General features: G+C 61.5%; 19 protein-coding genes and 1 pseudogene. 14 read left to right on the top strand and 6 right to left on the bottom strand.

Features of this window, described 5'->3' with window-relative positions; all coding sequences use genetic code 11:
- Nucleotides 1–4: 4 nt before the first annotated feature.
- Nucleotides 5–1,618, bottom strand: a complete 1,614-nt coding sequence (locus PH552_RS14225) for an AMP-binding protein (RefSeq protein WP_183762787.1) — start codon at nucleotides 1,616–1,618, stop codon at nucleotides 5–7.
- Nucleotides 1,619–1,914: 296 nt separating this feature from the next.
- Here PH552_RS14225 and PH552_RS14220 point away from each other — a divergent pair, with 296 nt between their 5' ends.
- From PH552_RS14220 to PH552_RS14185, 8 genes are read left to right on the top strand one after another with little or no spacing between them, the layout of a single operon-like run.
- Nucleotides 1,915–4,233, top strand: a complete 2,319-nt coding sequence (locus PH552_RS14220; protein WP_183762784.1) for a bifunctional salicylyl-CoA 5-hydroxylase/oxidoreductase — start codon at nucleotides 1,915–1,917, stop codon at nucleotides 4,231–4,233.
- 7 nt (nucleotides 4,234–4,240) lie between these two features.
- Nucleotides 4,241–5,020: an SDR family NAD(P)-dependent oxidoreductase gene (locus PH552_RS14215; RefSeq protein WP_112340520.1), complete on the top strand. Its 780-nt coding sequence runs from the start codon at nucleotides 4,241–4,243 to the stop codon at nucleotides 5,018–5,020.
- A 3-nt stretch (nucleotides 5,021–5,023) separates the two neighbouring features.
- On the top strand, nucleotides 5,024–5,875 hold the full coding sequence (locus tag PH552_RS14210) for an enoyl-CoA hydratase family protein (RefSeq protein ID WP_112340521.1): 852 nt from the start codon (nucleotides 5,024–5,026) through the stop codon (nucleotides 5,873–5,875).
- Nucleotides 5,876–5,879: 4 nt separating this feature from the next.
- Entirely contained in the window at nucleotides 5,880–7,061 is a 1,182-nt protein-coding gene (locus PH552_RS14205) for an acyl-CoA dehydrogenase family protein (RefSeq protein ID WP_112340522.1), read from the top strand.
- 14 nt (nucleotides 7,062–7,075) lie between these two features.
- Nucleotides 7,076–8,257 (top strand): acyl-CoA dehydrogenase, encoded by a 1,182-nt coding sequence (locus tag PH552_RS14200; protein ID WP_112340572.1) that lies wholly within the window; start codon nucleotides 7,076–7,078, stop codon nucleotides 8,255–8,257.
- Nucleotides 8,258–8,264: 7 nt separating this feature from the next.
- Nucleotides 8,265–8,696 carry an acyl-CoA thioesterase gene (locus PH552_RS14195; protein ID WP_112340523.1) on the top strand — a complete coding sequence of 144 codons (432 nt, stop codon included), beginning with the start codon at nucleotides 8,265–8,267 and terminating at the stop codon, nucleotides 8,694–8,696.
- Nucleotides 8,674–9,069, top strand: coding sequence for a RidA family protein (locus PH552_RS14190; RefSeq protein WP_069611780.1), 396 nt, complete (start codon nucleotides 8,674–8,676; stop codon nucleotides 9,067–9,069). The genes PH552_RS14195 and PH552_RS14190 overlap by 23 nt, the downstream gene beginning before the upstream one ends.
- Before the next feature lie 17 nt (nucleotides 9,070–9,086).
- Entirely contained in the window at nucleotides 9,087–11,054 is a 1,968-nt protein-coding gene (locus PH552_RS14185; protein WP_112340524.1) for a 3-hydroxyacyl-CoA dehydrogenase NAD-binding domain-containing protein, read from the top strand.
- Between the two features lie 20 nt (nucleotides 11,055–11,074).
- On the opposite strand, the gene PH552_RS14180 is transcribed toward PH552_RS14185, so the two are convergent.
- From PH552_RS14180 to PH552_RS14170, 3 genes are all read right to left on the bottom strand, one after another.
- Nucleotides 11,075–12,286: an adenylate/guanylate cyclase domain-containing protein gene (locus tag PH552_RS14180; protein ID WP_112340525.1), complete on the bottom strand. Its 1,212-nt coding sequence runs from the start codon at nucleotides 12,284–12,286 to the stop codon at nucleotides 11,075–11,077.
- A 155-nt stretch (nucleotides 12,287–12,441) separates the two neighbouring features.
- A complete protein-coding gene (locus tag PH552_RS14175) occupies nucleotides 12,442–13,344 on the bottom strand; it encodes an SDR family oxidoreductase (protein WP_112340526.1) in 903 nt (300 codons plus the stop codon).
- Nucleotides 13,345–13,423: 79 nt separating this feature from the next.
- Nucleotides 13,424–14,164, bottom strand: coding sequence for an SDR family oxidoreductase (locus PH552_RS14170; protein ID WP_183762781.1), 741 nt, complete (start codon nucleotides 14,162–14,164; stop codon nucleotides 13,424–13,426).
- Nucleotides 14,165–14,286: 122 nt separating this feature from the next.
- On the opposite strand from PH552_RS14170, the gene PH552_RS14165 reads away from it, so the two are divergent.
- The 3 genes from PH552_RS14165 (at nucleotide 14,287) to PH552_RS14155 (ending at nucleotide 17,245) form a co-directional block, all read left to right on the top strand.
- Nucleotides 14,287–15,198, top strand: a complete 912-nt coding sequence (locus PH552_RS14165) for a LysR family transcriptional regulator (RefSeq protein ID WP_112340528.1) — start codon at nucleotides 14,287–14,289, stop codon at nucleotides 15,196–15,198.
- A 134-nt stretch (nucleotides 15,199–15,332) separates the two neighbouring features.
- Nucleotides 15,333–16,679, top strand: a complete 1,347-nt coding sequence (locus tag PH552_RS14160; protein WP_112340529.1) for an LLM class flavin-dependent oxidoreductase — start codon at nucleotides 15,333–15,335, stop codon at nucleotides 16,677–16,679.
- 23 nt (nucleotides 16,680–16,702) lie between these two features.
- Nucleotides 16,703–17,245: a carboxymuconolactone decarboxylase family protein gene (locus tag PH552_RS14155; RefSeq protein ID WP_112340530.1), complete on the top strand. Its 543-nt coding sequence runs from the start codon at nucleotides 16,703–16,705 to the stop codon at nucleotides 17,243–17,245.
- A gap of 248 nt (nucleotides 17,246–17,493) precedes the next feature.
- Here PH552_RS14155 and PH552_RS14150 read toward each other — a convergent pair whose 3' ends face one another.
- Nucleotides 17,494–17,922, bottom strand: coding sequence for an OsmC family protein (locus PH552_RS14150; protein WP_112340531.1), 429 nt, complete (start codon nucleotides 17,920–17,922; stop codon nucleotides 17,494–17,496).
- 211 nt (nucleotides 17,923–18,133) lie between these two features.
- Between PH552_RS14150 and PH552_RS14145 the strand changes: the two genes are divergently transcribed.
- Nucleotides 18,134–19,399 (top strand): glycerate kinase type-2 family protein, encoded by a 1,266-nt coding sequence (locus tag PH552_RS14145; RefSeq protein ID WP_112340532.1) that lies wholly within the window; start codon nucleotides 18,134–18,136, stop codon nucleotides 19,397–19,399.
- Between the two features lie 19 nt (nucleotides 19,400–19,418).
- Here the strand turns inward: PH552_RS14145 and PH552_RS14140 are convergent, their stop codons facing one another.
- Nucleotides 19,419–19,601 carry a hypothetical protein gene (locus tag PH552_RS14140; protein ID WP_112340533.1) on the bottom strand — a complete coding sequence of 61 codons (183 nt, stop codon included), beginning with the start codon at nucleotides 19,599–19,601 and terminating at the stop codon, nucleotides 19,419–19,421.
- Between the two features lie 280 nt (nucleotides 19,602–19,881).
- On the opposite strand from PH552_RS14140, the gene ggt reads away from it, so the two are divergent.
- Complete coding sequence (gene ggt / locus PH552_RS14135) at nucleotides 19,882–21,624, top strand: gamma-glutamyltransferase (protein ID WP_112340573.1); 1,743 nt, start codon at nucleotides 19,882–19,884, stop codon at nucleotides 21,622–21,624.
- Nucleotides 21,625–21,752: 128 nt separating this feature from the next.
- Nucleotides 21,753–21,978: pseudogene (locus PH552_RS14130) on the top strand (IS110 family transposase); the annotation flags it as partial.

Below are 21,978 nucleotides of genomic sequence, written 5' to 3'. Positions count from 1 at the left end.
ATCTTCAGTTTCGCAGGCGGAAGCGCTGTATCTTGCCGGATTCCGTCTTCGGCAAGGCTTCGACGAAGACGATGGAGCGCGGATATTTGTATGGCGCGATGACGGCCTTGACGTGATCCTGCAGCGTCTTGACCAGCAGATCCGAGCCGGTGACACCGGGTGCCAGGACGACATGGGCCTGCACGATATGGCCCCGCTCCTCGTCCGGCTTGCCGATGACAGCGCATTCAAGCACGTCGGCATGCGAAAGAAGCGCTGCCTCCACTTCTGGTCCGGCAATATTGTAACCGGCCGAAAGAATGATGTCGTCGGAACGCGCCGCAAAATGGAAATAGCCTTCCTCATCCTGAATGAAACTGTCGCCGGTCACATTCCAGCCGTCGCGCACGTAGTCGGCCTGTCTGTGGTCGGCGAGATAGCGGCAGCCGATCGGTCCGCGAACAACGAGTTTGCCGATCATGCCGCGCGGAACCTCGTTCATCTCGTCATCGACCACGCGAGCCTCATAGCCTCTCAGCGGCTTGCCCGTGCAGTTCGGCCTGGCATCGGAGAGATGATTGGAGATGAAGATATGCAGCATCTCGGTCGAGCCGATGCCATCAAGGATCGGCTTGCCGGTCTTGCGCGTCCACTCCTCGAAGATCGGCTCCGGCAGCGTCTCGCCGGCGGAAACCGCGACCCGAAGCGAGGAGAGATCCGCTCCCTCTTCCATCGCTGCCAGCATGGCGCGATAGGCCGTCGGTGCGGTGAAGCTGATGGTTGCGCCGTACTCCTGGATGATCTCGACCATGTTCTTCGGAGAAGCGTTTTCCAATAGCGCCGTCGATGCGCCGAAGCGCAGCGGAAAGACGACCAGACCCCCGAGGCCGAAGGTGAAGGCGATCGGCGGCGAGCCGATGAAGACGTCGTCGGGCGTCACCTGCAGGACTTCCTTGGCATAGGCGTCGGCGATGATCAGGATATCGCGATGGAAATGCATCGTCGCCTTCGGCACACCCGTCGAGCCCGAGGTGAAGCCGAGCAGCGCCACATCATCCCGCCCGGTTTTGACCGGTTCGAAGCGAACGGGCTTGTTGAGCGCGATCCGATCGAGTTCGGCGTCATGATTGGCGGTACCGTCGAAGCCGATCACCTGCTTCAGGAAATGGCTGTCCTTGGCCACCGAGACGAGCTCCTCCAGCAGCCTGGTATCGCAAAGCGCCAGCGAGATTTCCGCCTTGTCGATGATCTTCGAAAGTTCGCCCGCCCGCAGCATCGGCATGGTATTGACGGCGACGGCGCCGACCTTCGTCACCGCCAGCCAGCAGGCGATCATGGCAGGATTGTTGCCGGAGCGGATAAGAACGCGATTGCCCGGCTTCACATCGAAATCCTCGACAAGCGCATGGGCGATGCGATTGGTCCAATCCGCCAGTTCCTTGTAGGTGCGGCGGCGGCCGTTGCCGATCAGGGCCACGTGATCGGCAAAACCCTTTTCGACCATACGGTCGCTGAGTTCGAAGCCGGCATTCAGCCATTCCGGATAGTCGAAACCCTCCATCCGCAGCTCGGGCCATTCGTCGAAAGGCGGCAGATTGTCTCGCGTGAATGTATCGGTATGACCGGTCGGTCCCAGCATTGCCTTGCTCCCGCATTCTTATCGATCAATCGCCACGACGGCCGTTTCCCCGCGACGCATGTGGCATTGCTAAAAAAGATCGCACCGAAGGCTGCAATGTTCAAGCAAGAAATTTTAAGCCTAAACTATTTTTGATTTCCGATTGATTTGAAAGAGCTATTTTCGATTTTCCTGCTATTGTGGGTGCCTACAGGCCGCATATCGGAGCAGGAAAAGCCTTGACGAATGGCTCCAACAAGATATTTTAAACTTAAATTATTTTGAGCTCGGCTCCAGCCGAACGAGGAGGGAAAGCGATGCGCATCGTCTGTATCGGCGGCGGCCCCGCAGGGCTTTACTTCGCGCTTCTGATGAAGAAGCTCCATCCCGAGCACTCCATCCGCGTCGTCGAGCGCAACCGCCCCTATGACACCTTCGGCTGGGGTGTCGTCTTCTCCGACGCGACCATGGTATCGATGCGGGAATGGGATCCGGAAAGTGCCGCCGAGATCGAGGATGCCTTCAACCATTGGGACGATATCGAAGTCCTGTTCAAGGGCACCCGCCAGCGCACGTCTGGCCACGGCTTTGTCGGCATCGGCCGTAAGAAGCTTTTGAACATTCTGCAACGCCGCTGCGAGGCGCTCGGAGTCGAGCTGATCTTCGAAACGGAGGTCAATTCCGATCTCGACTATCCGGACGCCGATCTGGTCATCGGCTCGGACGGCCTCAATTCCAAGATCCGCAATCATTATCCGGAAGTCTTCCGGCCTGACATGATCACCCGGCCGAACCGCTATATCTGGCTCGGCACCAACAAGCTTTTCGACGCCTTCACCTTCGATTTCCGCCGCACCGATCACGGCTGGTTCCAGGCGCATATCTACAAGTTCGACGACAAGACTTCGACCTTCATCGTCGAGACGACGGAAGAGGCCTATCTTGCCCACGGCCTCGACAAGATGGACCAGGACGGCTCCATCGCCTTCTGCGAAAACCTGTTCTCCGAAGTGCTCGACGGCGCTTCGCTGATGACCAATGCCCGCCACATCCGCGGCTCGGCATGGTTGAACTTCAACCGCTTGATCTGCGGCAAGTGGAGCCATTTCAACGGCAATTCCCATGTCGTGCTGATGGGCGATGCCGCCCACACCGCCCATTTCGCCATCGGCTCCGGCACCAAGCTTGCCATCGATGACGCCATCGAGCTGACGCGGCAATTTCAGATCCACGGGCATGAGAAAGACAAGATACCGGCCGTCCTCGAAACCTACGAGGAAATCCGCCGCGTCGATGTCGCCCGCATCCAGAATGCCGCCCGCAACGCGATGGAATGGTTCGAGGTCGTTGGGCGCCGCTATGCCGATACGCTCGAAGCGCCGCAATTCATGTATTCGATGTTGACCCGCTCGCAGCGCATCAGCCATGAAAATCTGCGGCTGCGCGACAAGACCTGGCTCGAAGGCTATGAGCGCTGGTTCGCCGAAAAATCCGGCCTCGATGTCGGCAACGATCGCTGCCTGCCGCCGATGTTCACGCCCTACCGGCTGCGCGATGTCCAGCTCGTCAACCGCATCGTCATGTCTCCGATGGCGATGTACTCGGCCGAAGATGGCGTGATGAACGATTTCCACATCGTCCATCTCGGCTCTCGCGCGCTTGGAGGCGCAGGGCTGATCTTCGCGGAAATGACCTGCGTCACACCGGACGCCCGCATCACTCCCGGCTGTCTTGGCCTTTGGAACGAGGAGCAGGTCGCGCAATGGAAGCGCCTCGTCGACTTCGTTCACACGAACAGCGCCGCCAAAGTCGGCATACAGCTCGGCCATGCCGGCCGCAAGGGCGCGACGAAGCTTGCCTGGGAAGGCATCGACCAGCCGCTCTCCGAAGGCGAATGGTCGCTGATTTCGGCATCATCAGTCCCCTACCTCAAGAACAGCCAGGTGCCGAAGGCCATGGATCGCGCTGACATGGAGCGCGTCAAGGCCGATTTCATCCGCTCGACGGAACTCGCGATCGAGACCGGGGCCGACTGGCTGGAACTGCATTGCGCCCACGGCTATCTGCTGTCGAGCTTCCTGTCGCCGCTGACCAATCTGCGCGACGACGAGTATGGCGGCAGCCATGAGAACCGCGCTCGCTACCCTCTTGAAATCTTTCGAGCGATGCGCGCCATCTGGCCGGCGGACAAGCCGATCTCGGTTCGCCTCTCCTGCCATGATTGGACCGATGGCGGCAACACGCCGGAAGATGCGGCGATCTTCGCGCGCATGTTCAAGGAAGCCGGCGCCGACCTGATCGACTGCTCCTCAGGCCAGGTCTCGAAACAGGAAAAGCCCGTCTACGGCCGCCTGTTCCAGACGCCGTTCTCCGACAAGATCCGCAACGAGATCGGCATCCCGACGATTGCCGTTGGCGCGATCTCCGAGGCCGACCACGCCAATTCGATCATCGCCGCCGGTCGCGCCGATCTCTGCGCCATCGCCCGCCCGCATCTGGCCGATCCGGCCTGGTCGCTGCATGAAGCCGCCAAGATCGGTCTGACTTCCATTCCCTGGCCAAAGCAATATCTTTCCGGCAAGACGCAGTATGAAACCAACCTCGCCCGTGCGGCCACAACCGCTCCAGCGAAGTGAGGATGAAATGACGACTTCGGGCAAACTCGCCGGCCGTCACGCCCTCGTCACCGGGGCCGGCAGCGGCATCGGTGCCGCGATCGCCAAGGCGCTCGCCGCCGAGGGCGCACGCGTCAGCCTAGCCGGTCGCCGCCGCGAGCCGCTGGAAGCGGTTGCCGCCGAAATCGGCGCCCAGGCATTCGTGGTCGATGGCTTCGATGTCACCAGCACAGACGCCGTTGCCCAAGGCCTTGCCAAGGCACGCGAAACATTCGGCCCCGTCGATATCCTCGTCAACAATGCCGGGGAAGCGCCGAGCGCGCCCTTCGAGAAGACAAGCCTTGAGGCCTGGAACCACGTCCTCTCGGTCGACCTCACAGGCGTTTTCGTGGTGACGCAGGCTGCCCTTCCCGACCTGAAAGCCCACGGCTCCGGCGCGCGCATCATCAATATCGCCTCGACGGCCGGCCTGAAGGGCTATGGCTACGTCTCGGCCTACGTCGCCGCCAAGCATGGCGTCGTCGGCCTCACCCGCTCGCTGGCGCTGGAACTGGCGAAAACCGGCATCACCGTCAACGCCGTCTGCCCCGGTTTCACCGATACGCCGATCATCCAGCGCTCGATCGAGACGATCGTCGCCAAGACCGGGCGCACGGCCGAACAGGCACTCGGCGAATTCACGAAATCCAATCCGCAAGGACGGCTGATCAAGCCGGAAGAAGTTGCCGACACCGTGCTCTGGCTGGCCTCGCCGGCTGCGGCATCGATCAATGGACAGGCAATCGCGGTTGCCGGTGGGGAGATTTGAGGAATGAGCGATCAGGACATGACGATGAAGGGACATCTGAGACCTTTCAAGGATTATAAGCCTGAGCATTTCCTCTGGGATGTCAGCGAAGACGGCCGCGTCGCCACCATCCGCCTGAACCGCCCGGAACGTAAGAATCCGCTGACCTTCGACAGCTATGCAGAGCTGCGCGATCTGTTCCGCGATCTCGCCTATGCCTCCGATATCCGCGCCATCGTTCTGACTGGCGCGGGTGGCAATTTCTCCTCCGGTGGCGATGTCTTCGAGATCATCGAGCCGCTGACGCGCATGGCGATGCCCGAGCTTCTGGCCTTCACGCGCATGACCGGCGATCTCGTCAAGGCGATGCGCAAATGCCCTCAGCCGATCATCTCGGCAGTCGATGGCATCTGCGCCGGCGCCGGCGCCATCCTCGCCATGGCCTCCGATCTAAGGCTCGCGACGTCCGAGGCAAAGACTGCCTTCCTCTTCACCCGTGTCGGCCTTGCCGGTGCCGATATGGGCGCTTGTGGCATCCTTCCCCGCATCATCGGCCAGGGCCGCGCCGCCGAGCTTCTCTTTACCGGCCGATCGATGACAGCGGCGGAAGGACAGGCCTGGGGCTTCTATAATGGTTTGCACGCCAGTGCCGAGCTTGAAAGCGAAGCGCTCAAGCTCGCCCGCTCACTGGCCGACGGTCCGTGGTTCGCCCACGGCATGACCAAGACCATGCTGAACCAGGAATGGGCGATGGGCATCGATGAAATGATCGAATCCGAAGCGCAGGCGCAGGCGATCTGCATGGCGACGCAGGATTTCCGCCGCGCCTTCGAGGCTTTCGCCGCCAAGCGGCAGCCGGAATTCCAGGGGGATTGAGGAGATGTCCACGGCAAGCAGCCTCGCCGGCCCGACCCGCGATCATCTGGATTGGCCCTTCTTCGAAGACCGCCACCACCGTTTCGCCGCCGAAGTCGACGCCTTCGCGAAATCCGGCGTCATGGCTTCGATCGATCATGCCGATGTCGACGGCACATGCCGAAAGCTGGTCAAGGCGCTGGGCGAAGCCGGGCTTTTGACCGCCGCCGCTGGGTCTTCCGACAACGAACCGCTGATCGATTCCCGCATGGTCTGCCTCGCCCGTGAAACGCTGGCCTGGCATGACGGCCTTGCCGATTTCGCCTTTGCCATGCAGGGGCTCGGCACGGGCGCCATCGGCCTCTCCGGTTCGCTCGAATTGCGTTCAGCCGTTCTGCCCAAGGTGCGCTCCGGCGAATGGCTCGCCGCCTTTGCGCTGTCGGAAAAGGACGCCGGCTCCGATGTCGCCGCGATGAGCTGCGCTGCCCGCTCCGATGGCGATCACTATATTCTCGACGGCGAGAAGACCTGGATTTCCAATGGCGGCATTGCCGATATCTACACCGTCTTCGCGCGCACCGGCGAAGCGCCGGGAACCCGCGGCATCTCGGCCTTCGTCGTCTTTGCCGACGATCCCGGTTTCTCGATTGCCGAGCGCATCGAGGTCATTGCGCCGCATCCGCTGGCGACGATCCGTTTCGATAATTGCCGCATTCCCGCTTCCCGCCGCCTCGGCGCGTCAGGCGAAGGTTTCAAGATCGCCATGCGCACGCTGGATATCTTTCGCGCCTCGGTCGCCGCTGCCGGCCTCGGCTTTGCCCGCCGCGCGCTCGATGAATCGCTTACCCATGCACGCTCACGTCCGATGTTCGGCGCAGCCCTTGCCGACCTTCAGTTGACGCAGGCCGCCCTCGGCGATATGGCGACCGGCATCGACGCGGCGGCACTGCTCACCTACCGGGCGGCCTGGCGTCGTGACGTGCAGCGCTTGCCGACGACGCGCGAAGCCGCCATGGCCAAGATGACGGCGACGGAAACCGCGCAAAGCGTCATCGACCGCGCCGTTCAGCTCTTTGGCGGACGTGGCGTGAAATCGGGCGAGATAACGGAAAAACTCTATCGGGAGATCCGCGCGCTTCGCATCTATGAAGGTGCGACGGAAGTTCAGAAACTCATCGTCGCGCGCGAACTTTTGAAGACCAATTAATGGGAGATGCCAGCATGAGCCGCGAGATTTTCGACTGGGCCGACCCGTTCCGGCTGACGGAACAGCTGAGCGACGACGAAAGGATGGTGCTGGATACCGCGCATTCCTACGCGCAGGAAAAACTCGCGCCCCGCGTCCTCGAAGCCTTCCGGCATGAAAAGACCGATCCGGCCATCTTCCGTGAAATGGGTGAACTCGGCCTCCTCGGCCCGACGATCTCCCCGGAATATGGTGGCGCCGGCCTCGGCTATGTCGCCTACGGCCTGATCGCCCGAGAAGTCGAGCGCGTCGACAGCGGCTATCGCTCGATGATGAGCGTGCAGTCCTCGCTCGTCATGGTGCCGATAGAGACCTTCGGCTCGGATGCGCAAAAGCAGAAATACCTGCCGAAGCTAGCGACCGGCGAATGGATCGGCTGCTTTGGCCTCACCGAACCGAACCACGGCTCCGATCCCGGCTCGATGGTCACACGCGCAAAGAAGGTCGATGGCGGCTACAGCCTGACCGGCGCCAAGACCTGGATTTCGAACGCGCCGATCGCCGATGTCTTTGTTGTCTGGGCAAAGACCGAGGACGGCCTCATCCGCGGCTTCATTCTCGAAAAGGGCTGGAGGGGCCTGTCGGCACCCGCCATCCATGGCAAGGTGGGCCTGCGCGCCTCCATAACGGGCGAAGTCGTGATGGATAATGTCTTCGTGCCCGAGGAAAACCTGATGCCGAACGTATCAGGCCTCAAGGGTCCCTTCACCTGCCTCAACTCCGCACGCTTCGGCATTGCCTGGGGTGCGCTCGGCGCGGCGGAGGATTGCTATGCCAAGGCACGCCAGTACGTGCTCGACCGCAAACAGTTCGGCCGTCCCCTTGCTGCCAATCAGCTGATCCAGAAGAAGCTTGCCGATATGGTGACCGAGATCACGCTAGGCCTTCAGGGCTGCCTGCGCCTCGGCCGCATGAAGGAAGAAGGCCATCCGCCCGTCGAGCTCACCTCCATCCTCAAGCGCAACAGCTGTGGCAAGGCGCTGGATATTGCCCGCGCTGCCCGTGACATGCTGGGTGGTAATGGCATTTCCGATGAGTTCGGCATCGCCCGCCATCTCGTCAACCTTGAGGTGGTCAACACCTATGAGGGCACGCACGATATCCACGCCCTCATCCTCGGCCGCGCCATCACCGGCATCGCCGCCTTTTCGAACTGAGGCGGCCGTGACGTTCAAGACCACCAGACCCCTGCGCTTCGGAGATTGCGATCCTTCCGGGATCGCCTATTTCCCATCCTATCTGAACATCCTCGTCGGGGTGCTGGAAGACTATTTCGCTTCGATCGGCTTCTCCTGGCGAAAGCTGATCGACGACCGCCGCATCGGTGTTCCCACCGTGCGGCTCGATCTGACTTTCATCAAGCCGGGCTTGCAGGGCGACGATCTCGAATTCGTCCTTGCAGTCCGTGGCGTCGGCCGTTCCTCGCTCGATCTCGAACATCAGGTCTCGGCGAATGGCCATGTGCTGTGGACGGCTAAACACCGCGTCGTCGCCACCTCGCTCGATACGCACACATCCCTTGAATGGCCGGAGGATATCCGCGCCGCGCTGACCTCTCATCTGGAGACGACCGATGCACACCATCCTGCAACCTGAAGGCTGGGCCAAGCCGATCGGCTATGCCAATGGCATGGCGGCGACGGGCCGCATGGTGTTCGTTGGCGGCCAGGTCGGCTGGAATGCCGCCTGCGAATTCGAAAGCGACGATTTCGTCGAGCAGGTGCGCCAGACGCTGAAGAATGTCGTCGCCATTCTTGCCGAAGGCGGCGCCGAGCCGAAGCACATCACGTCGATGACCTGGTATTTCACCGACAAGCAGGAATATCTCGGCAATCTGAAGGGGATCGGTCAGGCCTATCGCGAGATCATCGGCCGGCATTTCCCGGCCATGGCCGCCGTGCAGGTCGTTGCCCTCGTCGAAGATCGTGCCAAGATCGAGATCCAGGCGACGGCAGTCATTCCGGAATAATATAGGCGGTCAAGATCATGTCGGCATTGCGCTTTTCGGACACCATCTCGGCGGCGCTGACCGACGAGATTCTCGTCGTCACCATAGACAACGCGCCCGTCAACGCGCTTTCCGCCGATGTCCGGGCCGGCCTCATGGCGGCGTTTGATCACGCCGAAAAGGATGGCACGACTAGGGGCATCGTGCTCACCGGTGCGGGGAACAGCTTCATCGGCGGCGCCGATATCAAGGAATTCGGCAAACCGCCGGTCGAGCCGCATCTACCTGATGTCATCGCCCGCATCGAAGCCTTTGCCAAACCCGTTGTCGCCGCGATCAATGGCGTGGCCCTCGGCGGCGGTCTGGAAGTGGCACTCGCCTGCCATCGTCGCCTCGCGGCGCCGACCGCCAACCTCGGCCTTCCCGAAGTCAAGCTCGGCATCGTACCCGGCGCCGGTGGCACGCAGCGCCTGCCGCGGCTGACCGGCATCGCCGCCGCTATCGATATGATCGCCAATGCACGCATCGTCTCCGCCGCCGAAGCGCTCACGCTCGGCATCGTGGACGGCGTGGCCAAGGGTGAATTGATCGCCGAAGCTATCACCGACGCCAAGACGGCCAATGCCGCACCGTTACGCCGCACGGGATCGCTGACGGTTCCTCCGGAAGCTACAGATGTGATCGACAAGGCGGCATCGGACGCATTGCGCAAGGCGCGCGGCCAGCATGCACCTGCCGAGGCCATCCGTCTCGTACGCCTGGCGGCGACCGTCTCTTTATCCGAAGGGCTGGCCGAGGAACGCCGCACTTTCATTGCGCTTCGCGACAGCGAAGAGGCCGCAGCGTTGCGTCATGTATTCTTCGCGGAACGCGCCGCCGGCAAGATCGAGGAACTGGAGACCGTTGCCGCACGCAAGATCGAAACCATCGGCATTGTCGGCACCGGTCTGATGGGATCAGGCATTGCCGTTTCCGCCCTCAACGGCGGCTTCCGCGTGATCGGAGTCGAGCAGACCATCGATGCTGCAGATAAGGGCCGCGAACGGATCGCTGGCCTCCTCGACAAGGCGGTGCAATCCGGTCGCCTCGATGCAGCGGGCCGCGAAGATCGCCTCAGCCGACTGACCGTGACGGCGGAGATTCAAGAGCTCGCAAAAGCCGATATCATCATCGAAGCCGTTTTCGACGATCTCACCGTCAAGACCGAGCTCTTCCGGCGCCTCGATGCGATCGTTCGCGCCGATGCGATCCTTGCGACCAATACGAGCTATCTCGACCCCGACGTAATCGCCGCCGCAACGCAACGGCCAGAGCGCGTCGTCGGACTGCACTTCTTCTCGCCAGCCAATATCATGCGGCTCCTGGAAGTGGTGAAGTGCAAGAACACCGCGCCGGATGTGCTGGCGACAGCCCTTGCCCTGGCAAAGCGGCTCGGCAAGCTGCCTGTCGTATCGGGCGTCACCGAAGGCTTTATCGGTAACCGCATCTTTTCCGCCTATCGCCGCGAAGCGGAATACATGGTCGAGGACGGCGCCTCGCCGCAGGAGATCGACGCGGCACTGGAAGCCTACGGCTTTCCGATGGGGCCTTTTGCTGTGTTCGATATGGCAGGTTTGGAAATCGCCTGGGCGCGCCGTAAGCGGCAGGCTGCGACGCGCGATCCCTCGGAGCGCTACGTCGTCATCGCCGACCGGCTCTGCGAAGCCGGCCGTTTCGGCCAGAAGACCGGCCGCGGCTGGTATGCCTACCCCGACGGCAAACGGACTGTTGATCCTGAGGTAGCGGCCATGATCGAAGCCGCGCGCGCCGAAAAAGGCATTGTACCAAGGAGCTTCACCGCGGAAGAGATCGTCAGCCGCCTGCTGAAAGCCATGGCCACCGAAGGCGAGGCGTTGCTTGCGGAAGGCATCGCCGCCCGTGCCAGCGATATCGATCTCGTGATGATCAACGGCTATGGCTTCCCGGCAAGCAAGGGCGGCCCGATGTTTGCGTCCAGCCGCTGCTGAAAGCAGTCACGGCAGAGGGATCAGGCCGCCGAAGAGAGTAGCGTGAACAATTCCTGAGGCCGCTTGACGCCGCGCAGCGCATAGCGGCCGACGGAAACGAGATCGTTGCTTTGCTGGCCCGATAGCGCCTCGACGAAATTCGATGACATCAGGACATTGCGGTCGGCCGATCGGCACATCGAGGCGATGCGGCTGACCTCGTTGACGGCCGGCCCGATGACGGTGAAGTCCAGCCGGTCCATGCTGCCGATATTGCCGTAGAAGACATCGCCGATATGCAGGCCGAGATAGACGTCCGTGACCGGACGGCCTTCGATCTGCCGCTGCGAGTTGAGATCGCGCAGCCGCTGGCGCAGCAGCGATTCCGCCATCAGCGCAGCCGCGCAGGCATCGGCGGAATTGCGAGCCTTGAAGATTGCCAGCGTGCCGTCGCCGATCAGCTTCAACACGTTGCCGCCCGCCTCATGGATCGAGGAGATGACCGCATCGGCATAGGCATTCAGCATCGGGATGATTTCATCCGGCTCGGCCGTATCCGAAATGCGCGTGTAGTTGGCGAGATCGGAAAACCAGAGCGCCGCCGAAATCCGCTCCGTTTTGCCGCGGGTAATCTTGCCCTCGAGCACATGCCGGGCAGCGTCCTCGCCGAGATAGACCTCGGCAATGGTGCGGGCGATGCGGCTCATGCCGGTGCATTTGATGGCCAAAGCCAGCGCCGGCGTCAGCTTGCGCAGCACGCGCAAATCCTCTTCCGGGAATCCCATTTCGGCGGCGGTAGCGAAGTTGGAATAGAAGCAATCCATCTCGCCGATCGTGCCGCCCTCTTCGAAACGGTGCACCATGGCGATATAATCGGTGTGACCATCTGCCAGCAACGTATCGAGCCCGTAGAAATCGGCAGGCTCGCCGAAGCCGATACGTCGGCGCACCTCGTCTCCACCTGTTGTCAGCATGTGATAGAAGGCGGAACGCTGCCAGTTTTCAGACGCGATCCCCTGTTGCGTCGGGCCATATTCGAACTCGCGCTCGATGATCTGATTGCCGTCCCAGCGGAAGGCGCGGCCCTCATAGACCGGATGCAGCGTATCCATCAGCGCCATGGCCCGATCGATGTTGAGACCATGCTGACGGCACTGCTCGCAGAAACCCGAGAGGATATCGACTTCCGTCATTCCCTTGAGACCGGCCTGCATGAGCCAGCTGGCAATTTCGCCAATGTCCTTCGCGTCCATGGATATCTCCCGACCCTCTGAAGGAATCGCTTTAGTACGAAACTCCAAGGCTTGGAATGCTGTACAACGCAAAATAGCCCTGATGCACGCACCAGATCGCCGCTTCTGTGGCACAGAAGCGGCGATTTGACACGCTCAAAGGATGATCGCGGGTCTCAGGCTTTTGTATGCGGCTTCAGCAGGTCTTCCAGACCGATGCGGCGGAAAAGCTCTGCCCGAACCCGGTCGGCAACACCGTTGACGATCTCAGCACCATCCTCAGAAGGGTCTATATGGGTACGGAATGGCCGCGTTCCAAACGGCATATCGACAATATCCACGATTGCCGTCGCCACCGAAGCGGCATCGGCATCCGCCGGTTCCAGCGAGGCTAGTCCCTTCAGCGCCTGGTCGGGAACGCCGGCATAGGGACCGTTGTCATATTCGGCGGCGCGAGCCTTGTCGTCCGGGGAACCGGAATGCGCGAAGTGGTTGGTGCCCTTCGTAAAGGCGCCGGGCACGATGATGGCGGTCTCGACGCCCCAGCGTGTCAGTTCGGACGCATAGGACACGGCAAGCGAGTCCATGGCTGCCTTGGCTGCGAAATAAGGCGAGAGGTAAGGCGGCGTGCCGCCCCGCGTGCTCGACGAGGAGACCCAGACCACCAGCCCCTTTCCTTGCCTGCGCATATGAGGCAGCACGGCACGATTGACGCGCTGGGTGCTGAGCACGTTGATGTCGTAGAGTTCGGCAAACTGTTCGGGCGTGAATGCCTCCGCCGGGCCGAAGGACATATGGCCGGCATTGTGGATGATGGTGTCGATGCGGCCCTGCTCGCCGATGACGGCGGCAATGCCGGCTTCGACAGAGGCGTCCGAGGCGACATCGAGTTCGACGGTCCTGAGATCGACGCCGTTCTCCGCGGCGAATGCCGCCGCTGCGGCGACCTGTGCCGCATTACGCCCTTGGGTTTCGCGGATACCGGCATAGACCGCATGGCCTGCCTTGGCGAGAGCGCGTGCCGTCAGGGCGCCGAAGCCGCTCGATGCGCCGGTAATAACGATGACTTGCTTGCTCATGATTCTGTTCCTTCAAAGGATTGGCTGTTGTCGACGATGAAGTGGAGGACGGCAGGCATTACCCTGCCGCCAAGTTGGCTCAGATCATGCCGCCATTGGCGCGCAGCGTCTGACCGTTGATCCAGCCGCCATCCGGGCCGACGAGGAAGGAAACGGCGGCGGCGATGTCTTGCGGCGTGCCCAGGCGCTCCAGCGGGTTCATCTTGGCCATACGGTCGATGAGCTCGTCGCTCTTACCGTTGAGGAAGAGATCGGTGGCCGTCGGGCCGGGCGCAACCGCATTCACCGTGATCGAGCGGCCGCGCAGTTCCTTCGCCATGATGCCGGTCAGAAGCTCGACGCCGGCCTTGGTTGCGGCATAGACGCCGTAGGTTTCAAGCTTGAGGCCGACGATGCTGGTCGAGAAGTTGACGATGCGACCGCCGTCACGCAGGCGCCTGCCGGCTTCTCGCAGCGTATTGAACGTGCCCTTCAGGTTGATGGCGATGTGGCGGTCGAAATGCGCGTCGTCGGCATCGGCGATCTTCGCGAGCTGCATGATGCCGGCATTGTTGACGAGGACATCGACACCGCCGAAGGCAGCTTCGGTTGCGTCGAACATGCGGCGCACGGCTTCGACATCGGAGACATCGGCCTTCGCGGTCAGCGCCTTGCCGCCCTTTTCCTCGATCTTGCGGGCGAGCCCCTCGGCGGCGGCTTCGCTGCCGGAATAGTTGATGACGACGGTGAAGCCATCCTCGGCCAAACGCTCTGCAATGGCGGCGCCAATGCCGCGCGATGCGCCGGTGATGATTGCTACCTTGTTGGAAATATTGCCCATTTCTCTCATCCTTCATTGCCTTGCGCCGTAGCGCGTTTCGATGAGGAGAAGATGCCCCTTTTCATGAAGCGGATAATCAGCCAATAATCGGCATCACTATCCGAATTTAGCGAACAAATAATATGGACAGATTCGATGCCATGCGGGTGTTTTGCCGGGTCGTGGAACGACGCAGCTTCACGCTGGCCGCCGAAGACACCGGCCTGCCTCGCTCGACGGTGACGGATGCGATCAAACAGGTCGAGGCGCGTCTTGGCGTGCGCCTGCTACAGCGCACGACGCGGCATGTCAGCCCGACGCTCGATGGCGAAGCCTATTACCAGCGCTGCCTGCGCATCCTCTCCGATATCGAGGATGCTGAAGGCGCCTTTGCCGGGGCGAAGCCGAAGGGTGTCCTCCGTGTCGACGTGCATGGAACGCTTGCGCGGCACTTCGTCCTGCCGAACCTGCCTTCCTTCCTCGAAACCTATCCCGACATCGAACTGCAGATCACCGAAGGCGACCGGTTCGTCGATCTGATCCGCGAGGGGATCGATTGCGTGCTGCGCGTTGGCACGCTGCAGGATAGCGATATGATCGGCCGCCGCGTCGCCATGCTGGAAGAAGTGACGCTTGCGGCACCCGCCTATGTCGAACATTTCGGCATGCCCGCCCATCCGGAGAAGCTCGATGGCCACCGCATGGTCGGCTTCCGCTCTTCCGCAACGGGCGGATTGCTGCCGCTGGAATTCCAGATCGACGGCGTCGTGCGCGAAATCACCCTGCCGGCCACCATCTCCGTCAACGCGGCCGAGAGCTATTTCGCCGCGGCCAAGCTCGGTCTCGGCCTGATCCAGGTTCCGCGCTATCACGCCGAGGAAGCCCTACGATCGGGCGGGCTGCTGCATGTCCTCCCGGACTATCCACCGACACGGACGCCCGTCTCGATGCTCTATCCGCGCAGCCGCCAGCTTTCACCGCGGGTCCGCGTTTTCATAGACTGGCTGGTCAAGGTTTTTGCCGGACAGAACAGCACTGAAGTCGAGGACGGATGAATATTCCGCGAAAGCGATCAAATAAATGAAATCGGCTCTTTGAATGGGCGAGAAGCACGCCTACGTCGTAAGGCATCATTCCGCTGGCGGAGCCGTTATGACGTCATAGCGGCTGACGATTTTGGAGAGAGCCCATGACCGAACAGAAGCAATTGAAGCTGGGCGCCTTCATGCGTCCCGTCAGCCTGCATACCGGTGCCTGGCGTTATCCCGGCGCCTATCCGGACGCCAACTTCAATTTCCAGCACATCAAAAGCTTCGCGCAGGAGCTGGAAAAGGCAAAATTCGACGCCTTCTTCATGGCCGATCACCTCGCGGTCCTCAACATGCCGATCGAGGCCCTGAAGCGCAGCCAAACCGTCACCTCCTTCGAGCCCTTCACCCTGCTTTCGGCGCTCGCCGCCGTTACCGACAGGATTGGCCTCGTCGCAACCGCCTCCACCACCTTCGACCTGCCCTATCATATCGCCCGCCGCTTCGCCTCGCTCGACCATATCAGCGGTGGCCGCGCCGGCTGGAACATCGTCACCACCTCCAATCCCGATGCCGCCCTTAACTTCGGCCTCGAAGAACACATGGAACATGGCGAGCGCTACCATCGCGCTCGCGAATTCTACGATGTCGTGACCGGCCTCTGGGACAGCTTCGCCGACGACGCCTTCATCCGCGATCCGGAAAGCGGCATCTTCTTCGATCCCGAGCGAATGCATGTCCTCGGGCACAAGGGCGAGGAACTGAGCGTTCGCGGCCCGCTCAACATCGCCCGCCCACCTCAGGGCTGGCCCGTCATCGTGCAGGCCGGACAATCGGATGCCGGTCGTCAGCTTGCCGCCGAAACGGCCGAAGCCGTCTTTGCAGCTCCCCGCAACCTCGCCGATGGCAAGTCGATCTTCGCCGATATCAAGGGACGGATGAAGGCGATCGGCCGCAATCCGGATCATCTGAAGATCCTGCCCGCCGCCTTCATCGTCGTCGGCGATACGGTCGAGGAGGCAAAGGCCAAGCGGGCAAAGCTCGATAGTCTCGTCCATTACGATAGCGCCATCGCATCCCTGTCGATCGCACTTGGGCATGATGCCTCCAAATTCGATCCGGATAGCTCGCTGCCGGAGATTCCGGAAACCAACGCGAGCAAGAGCGGCCGCGAGCGCGTCATCGCCCTTGCCGAAGCCGAAAAGCTCACCGTGCGCCAGCTTGCCCAGCGCCTCGGCGGCTATGCCGGCCTCGCCTTCGTCGGCACGCCTGAGAGCATTGCCGACGAGATGGAGCAATGGCTGCACGAGGAAGGCTCTGACGGTTTCAACGTTGTCTTCCCCTTCCTGCCGCAGGGTCTGCTTGACGTGACCACCCGCGTCGTTCCAGAGCTGCAACGCCGCGGCATCTTCCGCCGCGATTACGACGGTACGACATTGCGCGAACATCTAGGCCTGCCGCGCCCGGAAAACCGCTTCTTCACGAAATCGGCAGCGGCAGCGCAGTAAGAGCCCGGTATAAAGAGAGTAACATGAGTCATATCACGCCGATCGACTACGAGACCGCTTCCGAGGCCGTGCGCGCCGAGCATGACCGCGAAATGCAGCTGCGCGGCCGCATGACGAATATGAAACGCACCCTGCTGCACTCGCCGGTCGCGCATCGCATCTATGCGGAATGGTTTCCCTTGCGCGAGGAGCTGCGTCCGGCTCTGGACGATCGCGCCATCTGGCTGCTTTGCCATGCCATCGCAATCGAATGCCGCTCGATCATCCCCGTCGGCTTCTTCCGGCGCGCGCTGATCAATGCCGGCCTCACGCCGGAAACGATCGTACCGAGCGAAGACGAGGCGCTGCTGATCGAATTCGGCAAGGCGATCGTCAGGGATTCCAATGCAATTCCGGAAGGGATTTGGGATCGATTGAAGGCCCGCTACGACGAGCCGACGCTCGCCAACCTCGTCGCCTTCGCCGGCATCATGATCGCGACGGCAATCTACAACAATGCCGTGAAAGTGGATATCGACCCGGAGCTTGGACCTTACCTTGAAGGGTTTGAGTTTCCGGCGAAGTGAGGGGCAACGGCAGATGCCGAGCCATCTCGCCCTTGGCGGGCGAGAAAGCAATTTCATTGGTTTAGGAATTGCGATACCGAAGGTCACACATATTCAGAATGCTAGCGCAATTTCTAAGCCATTGAAATTGCAAGAGCGGGGGCCGGTGCGTCCCTGCCTACCCCCGCCCTTGCAAAATCTAGCACTTAGCCTTGCGGCTAAATGCTGATTTTGCGTTCCCGCGCGCAAGGGGCGGGATAGACCAAATCTCACCCCGAAATCACCGTCTCAAATTGCGGATTGCCGCGGATCGTGTTGCTCACCGTGCAAATCTCATCTTCGGCGGCATGCGCAATCGCGTTGCGAATTTCATCGCTGAAATCACCTTTGATGGTGAAGGCAATGTTGAATTTCTCCACGCGCGAGAGGCCTTCGGTCGCCTTCTCACCCGTGACGACGGCGGTGACTTCGGTGAGCTTGTCGAGCACGCCGAGGCTGCTAGCGGCCATGCGGGCGCTCAAGGCCAGGCAGGCCGAGAGCGACGAATAGAGCAGGTCGAGCGGGTTGAAGCCAGGCTGCGACGGCGAGGTGACGATATCGATTTCGCCGCCGGTCACCGAGGTTACATGCGGAAAGCCGGTGCGGCCGACCGTAGCGGTTGCGCCCGTCTGCCTTGTCTTCACTTTCAATTCGGCCATGTCGAAAAATCCCTGAATAAAAGCGTGAAACCCTTTCCTTCTACATAGGGATTCGTCGGGCAGGACACAATTGCAGTTCCTGGCCCTTGCGTCTTCCAGTCAGTTAAGCCACCAAATGGTTACAGGCTCTGAGAAGCAATTTCAGGAAAAGTGCATAGCGGTTTTCCGTCCGGAATTGCGTATAAACGCTCTAGCAGACAGGCAGTTCGACATGACCGTTTCCGATCCCCGCGCCTTCCTGACCTCACTGTTCGATGCCGCCGTGCGTGCAGCCGATCCGTTGACCGGCATCCGTACGCATCTGCCTGCCAAACCGAAGGGCCGCACGATCGTCATCGGCGCCGGCAAGGGATCTGCCCAGATGGCGGCCGCGCTGGAACAATGCTGGGATGGCCCGCTGGAAGGCCTCGTCGTGACGCGATACGGTTTTTCCGCCCCCTGCCGCCAGATCGAGATCATCGAAGCAGCCCACCCCGTGCCGGATGAGGCTGGTCTCGTCGCCTCCCGTCGGCTACTGAAACTTGTCGATGGCCTCACAAAAGACGATCTGGTGATCGCCCTGATATCAGGCGGCGGCTCGGCGCTGCTTCCCTCGCCAGCGGGCGGCTTGAGCCTCGCCGATGAAATCGCCGTCAACAAGGCGCTGCTTGCCTCCGGCGCGCCGATCTCTGCGATGAATGTCATCCGCAAGCATCTGTCGACCATCAAGGGCGGCCGGCTGGCTGCCGCAGCCCACCCGGCCAAGGTCGTCTCGCTCGTCGTCTCGGACATTCCCGGCGACGACCCTGCCCTGGTGGCCTCCGGGCCGACCGTGCCGGGCGCCGGCACGCGCGCCGAAGCACTCGATCTCATCCGCCTCTACCGTATCGAACTCCCGCCAGCCGTTCTCGCCCATATCGAGAAAGTTGAGGCGGATGCGCCGCGCCCGGGCGATCCGCGCTTTGCCGGCAATGAGGTCCATGTCATCGCGTCAGCCGGCGTCTCGTTGGAAGCCGCTGCCGAGGTGGCGCGTGCCGCCGGCATCGAAGCCGCCATTCTCTCGGACGCCATAGAGGGCGAGGCCCGCGAAGCTGCGCATGTCCACGCTGCCATCGCCCGGGAAGTGCTTCATCGCAATCGCCCCTTTCCGAAGCCGATCGTGCTACTCTCTGGCGGCGAAACGACGGTGACCTTGAAGGGCAACGGCAAGGGCGGGCGAAACTCGGAGTTCCTGTTGTCGCTCGCCATCGATATCGACGGTCACGCGGGCATTCACGCCATGGCCGCCGATACCGATGGCATCGACGGCAGCGAGGACAATGCCGGCGCCTTTGCCGATGCAGGTACGGTGGCGCGGTTGCGCAAGGCCGGAATGGTGCCGGCCGAGCTGCTGGCAAACAATGACGGTTGGACAGCGTTCGACGCGATTGGCGATCTCTTCGTTCCCGGCCCGACCGGAACGAACGTCAACGACTTCCGCGCCATCCTGATCCTGTAGCCGCTAGGTGCAAATGAGATCAGACGATGGCGGTGCAATCGTCACAACGCCAGTAGACGGCTGCCATCGATGACCATCGGAAGAAGTGCCGGCTGCAATGGTCGCACTCGATTTCAATGATGTGCGTCTTTTCGGCAATGACGTGTGGCTTTGCCTTGACCTTGCGCTCGCTCTTCCACTGCTCAAGTCTCGTGACGGGCATCATCAACCTCCACGCAATACTTCAACCCCGATAGACTAGCTACCTAAAGTAGGCGTAACTAATAAAAGAAATATTGCAAGTCCGACCCAAGCTTCCGCAGGGTTGGAAGACTAAAATTATCCATAGTAGTGCAGGAAAGACATAGCGAACCGGCGCGGCCCGGTGATGCGGCATCGCCCGATTAAAAAATTCCGACAGCCGATATCGCCATTTTCGCGCGTGACACCATGTCATCTGTGGGCGATTTTCCACCAAGACAATAATGGGAGGCATATTCATCATGCGCCAATTCCGCCAACGGGCGATATCCTCGGTGACGCTCGTCACCTTCGCCCTCTTTTCCGTCACCGCCAGAGCCGCCGCGCCACCTCCCGTCGAAGCTGAACACGGCATGGTGGTTACGGCACAGCATCTGGCCACGGACGTCGGCGTGCAGGTATTGAAAAACGGCGGCAATGCCGTCGATGCCGCCGTTGCCGTCGGCTACACGCTCGCGGTGGTCTATCCGACCGCCGGCAATATCGGCGGCGGCGGCTTCATGACCATCCGCATGCGCGACGGCAAGACGGACTTCCTCGATTTCCGCGAGCGCGCGCCGTTGGCAGCCAAAAAGGACATGTATCTCGACGACAAGGGCAATATCGTCAAAGGCGCCAGCACCAATGGCTATCTCGCCGTCGGCGTTCCGGGCTCGGTCATGGGCTTCGAGACTGCCCGCGAGAAATACGGCACGAAATCGCGTCAGGATCTGATGGCGCCGGCCATTCGCTACGCCAGGGAAGGCTTCACGCTGAACCAGGCCGATGCCGCCGAACTGAACGAGAGCAAGGATCGACTCGCGCGCGATCCGGCCACCGCGGCGATCTTCACCAAGTCGGATGGCAAGCCCTTCACGACGGGCGACAAGCTCGTACAGCCGGATCTCGCCAATGCGCTGTCAGGCATTTCGGATCAGGGGCCGGATGGCTTCTACAAGGGACCGGTCGCCAATGCCATCGTCAAGGCGAGCCAAGACAAGGGCGGCATTCTCGCAAACCAGGATTTCGAGCAGTACAAGGTCCGTGAGCTGGACCCCGTGAAATGCGACTATCGCGGCTACGAGATCATCTCATCTCCGCCACCCTCCTCCGGTGGCGTCATCATCTGCGAAATCCTCAACGTGCTGGAAGGCTATCCGCTCTCCTATACCGGCTACGGCTCGGCCGATACCGTCCATCTTATGGTCGAAGCCATGCGCCACGCCTATGTCGACCGCAACTCGGCCCTCGGCGATCCCGACTTTGTCGACAATCCCGTCAGCAAGCTGCTGGACAAGGCCTATGCCCAGAAGATCCGCGACGACATCTCGCCCTATAAGGCGGGCGTCTCCAAGGATCTGATGCCCAAGGGCTTGGGCGAAAGCCACGAGACCACGCATTATTCGATCGTCGACAATGACGGCAATGCCGTTGCCGTCACCTACACGCTGAACGGTTCCTTCGGCGCCGGAGTCGTCGCGCCTGGTACGGGCATCCTCTTGAACAACGAGATGGACGATTTCACCTCCAAGCCCGGCGTGCCCAATCTGTACGGCCTGGTGCAGGGCGAAGCCAACGCCATCCAGCCGAAGAAGACGCCGCTGTCCTCCATGAGCCCGACGATCATCGCCAAGGACGGCAAGCCCTTCATGGTGATCGGCAGCCCCGGCGGCTCGCGCATCATCACCATCACGCTCGAGGCGATCATCAACGTCATCGATTTCGGCATGAACATCCAGGAAGCGATCGATGCGCCGCGCATCCATCATCAATGGCTGCCGGATAAGGTCTACATGGAGCCCCGCGCGTTATCGCCGGATACGATCAAGCTCCTGACCGGCATGGGCTACACGGTTCAGGTCGACAATAGCTGGCCGATCTGGGGCCAGGCGGCCGGCATCCTGGTGGGCGGCAAGAGCCTCAGCGATATCGCCAAGGGCGGTGGCGCCCGCTACAACGGCGCCATGGACAGCCGCGCCGGCTCGGGACTTGCCGAAGGCTACTGATCGCCTCGGTGCCTGCTGACGACTCGGATCGGTGCCACCACCAACCGGCACCGGTCTTATGGGATGGCCCGCCCTTTCACCCAGCATCGAGTACAATGCTGATATCGGGAAAGGGAAAGGACCAACCAATGTCTATTGCTATTCTTGGAATTGATTTGGGCAAGAACTCCTGCAGCGTGGTCGGCGTCGATGCGGCGGGAGCTGTGGTCGTTCGTCGAACAATGCGTCGACAGACGCTGATCGACTATGTTGTGAAGCTTCCTGCTTGTGTGGTTGCGATGGAAGCATGCTGCGGCGCGCATCATCTCGGTCGGCGGTTTGCGGAACAGGGTCACGAGATCCGTTTGATGTCGC

Origin of the sequence: Rhizobium aureum (genome assembly GCF_030182495.1) — a bacterium.
Taxonomy (GTDB): Bacteria; Pseudomonadota; Alphaproteobacteria; order Rhizobiales; family Rhizobiaceae; genus Rhizobium; species Rhizobium tropici_C.
This window is presented reverse-complemented; position numbering and strand designations above follow the sequence as displayed.

What these genes read in the sequence shown, in the direction of transcription:
- PH552_RS14225 (WP_183762787.1), bottom strand. Translation starts at nt 1,618, where the DNA reads ATGCTGGGACCGACCGGTCATACCGATACATTCACGCGAGACAATCTG.
- PH552_RS14220 (WP_183762784.1), top strand. Translation starts at nt 1,915, where the DNA reads ATGCGCATCGTCTGTATCGGCGGCGGCCCCGCAGGGCTTTACTTCGCG.
- PH552_RS14215 (WP_112340520.1), top strand. Translation starts at nt 4,241, where the DNA reads ATGACGACTTCGGGCAAACTCGCCGGCCGTCACGCCCTCGTCACCGGG.
- PH552_RS14210 (WP_112340521.1), top strand. Translation starts at nt 5,024, where the DNA reads ATGAGCGATCAGGACATGACGATGAAGGGACATCTGAGACCTTTCAAG.
- PH552_RS14205 (WP_112340522.1), top strand. Translation starts at nt 5,880, where the DNA reads ATGTCCACGGCAAGCAGCCTCGCCGGCCCGACCCGCGATCATCTGGAT.
- PH552_RS14200 (WP_112340572.1), top strand. Translation starts at nt 7,076, where the DNA reads ATGAGCCGCGAGATTTTCGACTGGGCCGACCCGTTCCGGCTGACGGAA.
- PH552_RS14190 (WP_069611780.1), top strand. Translation starts at nt 8,674, where the DNA reads ATGCACACCATCCTGCAACCTGAAGGCTGGGCCAAGCCGATCGGCTAT.
- PH552_RS14185 (WP_112340524.1), top strand. Translation starts at nt 9,087, where the DNA reads ATGTCGGCATTGCGCTTTTCGGACACCATCTCGGCGGCGCTGACCGAC.
- PH552_RS14180 (WP_112340525.1), bottom strand. Translation starts at nt 12,286, where the DNA reads ATGGACGCGAAGGACATTGGCGAAATTGCCAGCTGGCTCATGCAGGCC.
- PH552_RS14175 (WP_112340526.1), bottom strand. Translation starts at nt 13,344, where the DNA reads ATGAGCAAGCAAGTCATCGTTATTACCGGCGCATCGAGCGGCTTCGGC.
- PH552_RS14170 (WP_183762781.1), bottom strand. Translation starts at nt 14,164, where the DNA reads ATGGGCAATATTTCCAACAAGGTAGCAATCATCACCGGCGCATCGCGC.
- PH552_RS14165 (WP_112340528.1), top strand. Translation starts at nt 14,287, where the DNA reads ATGGACAGATTCGATGCCATGCGGGTGTTTTGCCGGGTCGTGGAACGA.
- PH552_RS14160 (WP_112340529.1), top strand. Translation starts at nt 15,333, where the DNA reads ATGACCGAACAGAAGCAATTGAAGCTGGGCGCCTTCATGCGTCCCGTC.
- PH552_RS14155 (WP_112340530.1), top strand. Translation starts at nt 16,703, where the DNA reads ATGAGTCATATCACGCCGATCGACTACGAGACCGCTTCCGAGGCCGTG.
- PH552_RS14150 (WP_112340531.1), bottom strand. Translation starts at nt 17,922, where the DNA reads ATGGCCGAATTGAAAGTGAAGACAAGGCAGACGGGCGCAACCGCTACG.
- PH552_RS14145 (WP_112340532.1), top strand. Translation starts at nt 18,134, where the DNA reads ATGACCGTTTCCGATCCCCGCGCCTTCCTGACCTCACTGTTCGATGCC.
- PH552_RS14140 (WP_112340533.1), bottom strand. Translation starts at nt 19,601, where the DNA reads ATGCCCGTCACGAGACTTGAGCAGTGGAAGAGCGAGCGCAAGGTCAAG.
- ggt (WP_112340573.1), top strand. Translation starts at nt 19,882, where the DNA reads ATGCGCCAATTCCGCCAACGGGCGATATCCTCGGTGACGCTCGTCACC.